2 rRNA genes are annotated in these 3,275 nt (G+C 51.5%); both read right to left on the bottom strand.

The window, feature by feature from the left end:
- Positions 1-44 precede the first annotated feature (44 nt).
- Positions 45-159: ribosomal RNA gene (rrf, locus tag PsAD37_RS16070) — 5S ribosomal RNA — on the bottom strand.
- Between the two features lie 129 nt (positions 160-288).
- Positions 289-3,019 (bottom strand): 23S ribosomal RNA (locus PsAD37_RS16065).
- Between the last annotated feature and the right edge of the window lie 256 nt (positions 3,020-3,275).

Raw genomic sequence — 3,275 nt, 5'->3', positions numbered from 1 at the left:
TTGTTCTGTTTCATTTTGAGAGATTGTCAGTGTGGATTATTCATGCCCGGCGGCGCCCTACTCTCCCGCGTCTTAAGACGAAGTACCATTGGCGCAGGGGCGTTTCACTTCCGAGTTCGGGATGGGATCGGGTGGGGGCGCCCCGCCATAGCCACCGGGCAGGAATAAGTCACACTGACTTTTGAACTGGTCTGAGATGTCACTTTTTTAAAGTGCCAATGTTGTTGTATCCAAGTTATCGCTTTGATTTGTTGGCTATCTCATATCTATGATTATAGCTTAATGGGAGTGATCAAGATCAATCGAGCTATTAGTAAGGCTCAGCTTCGAGAGTTACCCCTCTTCCACATGCCTCCTATCAACGTGGTGGTCTTCCACGGCTCTCAAGGGAAGTCTTGTTTTGAGGTTGGTTTCCCGCTTAGATGCCTTCAGCGGTTATCCATTCCGAACATAGCTACCCTGCAATGCGGCTGGCGCCACAACAGGTCCACCAGAGGTTCGTCCATCCCGGTCCTCTCGTACTAGGGACAGATCCTCTCAAATTTCCTACACCCACGGCAGATAGGGACCGAACTGTCTCGCGACGTTCTGAACCCAGCTCACGTACCACTTTAATTGGCGAACAGCCAAACCCTTGGGACCTGCTCCAGCCCCAGGATGTGATGAGCCGACATCGAGGTGCCAAACAATGCCGTCGATATGGACTCTTGGGCATCATCAGCCTGTTATCCCCGGCGTACCTTTTATCCGTTGAGCGATGGCCCTTCCACGAGGGACCACCGGATCACTATGACCGACTTTCGTCTCTGCTCGACTTGTCAGTCTCGCAGTCAGGCAGGCTTATGCCATTGCACTCAACGAGCGATTTCCGACCGCTCTGAGCCTACCTTCGCGCGCCTCCGTTACCATTTGGGAGGCGACCGCCCCAGTCAAACTACCCGCCACACACGGTCCCGGGTATTGTTGTACCGCGGTTAGATATCCATGAGGACAAGGGTGGTATTTCAAGGATGACTCCACCAAAGCTGGCGCCTTGGTTTCAACGTCTACCACCTATCCTACACATGTCATCACGAATACCAGTGTGAAGCTGTAGTAAAGGTGCACGGGGTCTTTCCGTCTGACCGCAGGAACCCCGCATCTTCACGGGGAATTCAATTTCACTGAGTCTGTGCTGGAGACAGCGGGGAAGTCGTTACGCCATTCGTGCAGGTCGGAACTTACCCGACAAGGAATTTCGCTACCTTAGGACCGTTATAGTTACGGCCGCCGTTTACTGGGGCTTCAATTCGGTGCTTGCACACCTCCTCTTAACCTTCCAGCACCGGGCAGGCGTCAGACCCTATACGTCGCCTTGCGGCTTCGCAGAGCCCTGTGTTTTTGATAAACAGTCGCAACCCCCTATTCTGTGCCCCCAATACAAAGTTGCCTTCGTATTGGGCTCCCTTCTCGCGAACTTACGGGAGCAATTTGCCGAGTTCCTTCAGCACAGTTCTCTCAAGCGCCTTGGTATACTCTACCTGTCCACCTGTGTCGGTTTCGGGTACGGTCTTAGCGTGGGAGCTATTTCCAGGAACACCTTCACCGCATCTCCAATCCAATAAGGAGATACGATACACGGCATCCGTCACTACCCACTGGCCGGGGAATATTAACCCCGTTCCCATCGACTACGCCTTTCGGCCTCGCCTTAGGGGCCGGCTAACCCTGCGCCGATTAGCGTTGCGCAGGAACCCTTGGACTTTCGGCGAGAGGGTCTCTCACCCTCTTTATCGTTACTCATGTCAGCATTCGCACTTCTGATACTTCCAGCAGCCCTCACGGGTCCACCTTCATCAGCTTACAGAACGCTCCGCTACCGCTTGTCAAAGACAAGCCCGCAGTTTCGGTGTATGGCTTTAGCCCCGGTACATTTTCGGCGCGGAGACCCTTATTTAGACCAGTGAGCTGTTACGCTTTCTTTAAATGATGGCTGCTTCTAAGCCAACATCCTGGTTGTTTTGGGATCTCTACATCCTTTCCCACTTAGCCATAACTTAGGGACCTTAACTGGCGGTCAGGGTTGTTTCCCTCTCCACAATGGACGTTAGCACCCACTGTGTGTCTGCCCTGCAGTACTTCCTGGTATTCGGAGTTTGGTTAGGATCAGTAAGGCGGTGAGCCCCCATAGCCCATCCAGTGCTCTACCCCCAGGAGTATTCACAGGACGCTCTACCTAAATAGATTTCGCGGAGAACCAGCTATTTCCGAGTTTGATTGGCCTTTCACCCCTAGCCACAAGTCATCCCCGAATTTTTCAACATTCGTGGGTTCGGTCCTCCAGTGCATGTTACTGCACCTTCAACCTGCTCATGGCTAGATCACTCGGTTTCGGGTCTAATCCAACGAACTAAGACGCCCTATTCAGACTCGCTTTCGCTACGCCTACACCTATCGGCTTAAGCTTGCTCGTTAAATTAAGTCGCTGACCCATTATACAAAAGGTACGCTGTTACCCAGAACAAATCTTGGGCTCCAACTGTTTGTAAGCATTCGGTTTCAGGTACTATTTCACTCCCCTCGTCGGGGTACTTTTCACCTTTCCCTCACGGTACTGGTGCGCTATCGGTCGACTAGGAGTACTTAGGCTTGGAGGGTGGTCCCCCCATGTTCAGACAGAATTTCACGTGTTCCGCCCTACTCGAGGACTATAAATCTTTCTACCCGTACGGGACTATCACCCACTAAGGTCAAGCTTCCCAGCTTGTTCCGGTTCTTAATCTATAGCCACTGGCCTGATCCGCGTTCGCTCGCCACTACTAGCGGAGTCTCGGTTGATGTCCTTTCCTCCGGGTACTTAGATGTTTCAGTTCCCCGGGTTTGCCCCCTTGCGGGTACACCTTACGGTGTGGGTTGCCCCATTCAGAAATCGCCGGATCAAAGCTTATTCGCAGCTCCCCGACGCTTATCGCAGCGTATCACGTCTTTCATCGCCTCTAGTCGCCAAGGCATCCACCAAATGCTCTTAAGACACTTGATCACTCTCATTAGCTATAATCATAAAAGACACTTTGTAAAAAGTGTCCCGACCACTTTCCGAAGAAAGCAGCTGACTACTGACACTTCCAAAGACACTTCAAAGAAGTGTCGGAAGTGGCATTACCAACAAAAATAAAGCTTGATTTAACTTGGCTTGTACATCGGTTGCCAGATGTACAATCAACAATACATACATCGTATGTATCAAAGACATATGCAATGCATATGCCTAGACCAGTTCATGAGACATAACTGGC

Origin of the sequence: Pseudovibrio sp. Ad37 (assembly GCF_001623075.1) — a bacterium.
Taxonomy (GTDB): Bacteria; Pseudomonadota; Alphaproteobacteria; order Rhizobiales; family Stappiaceae; genus Pseudovibrio.
This window is presented reverse-complemented; position numbering and strand designations above follow the sequence as displayed.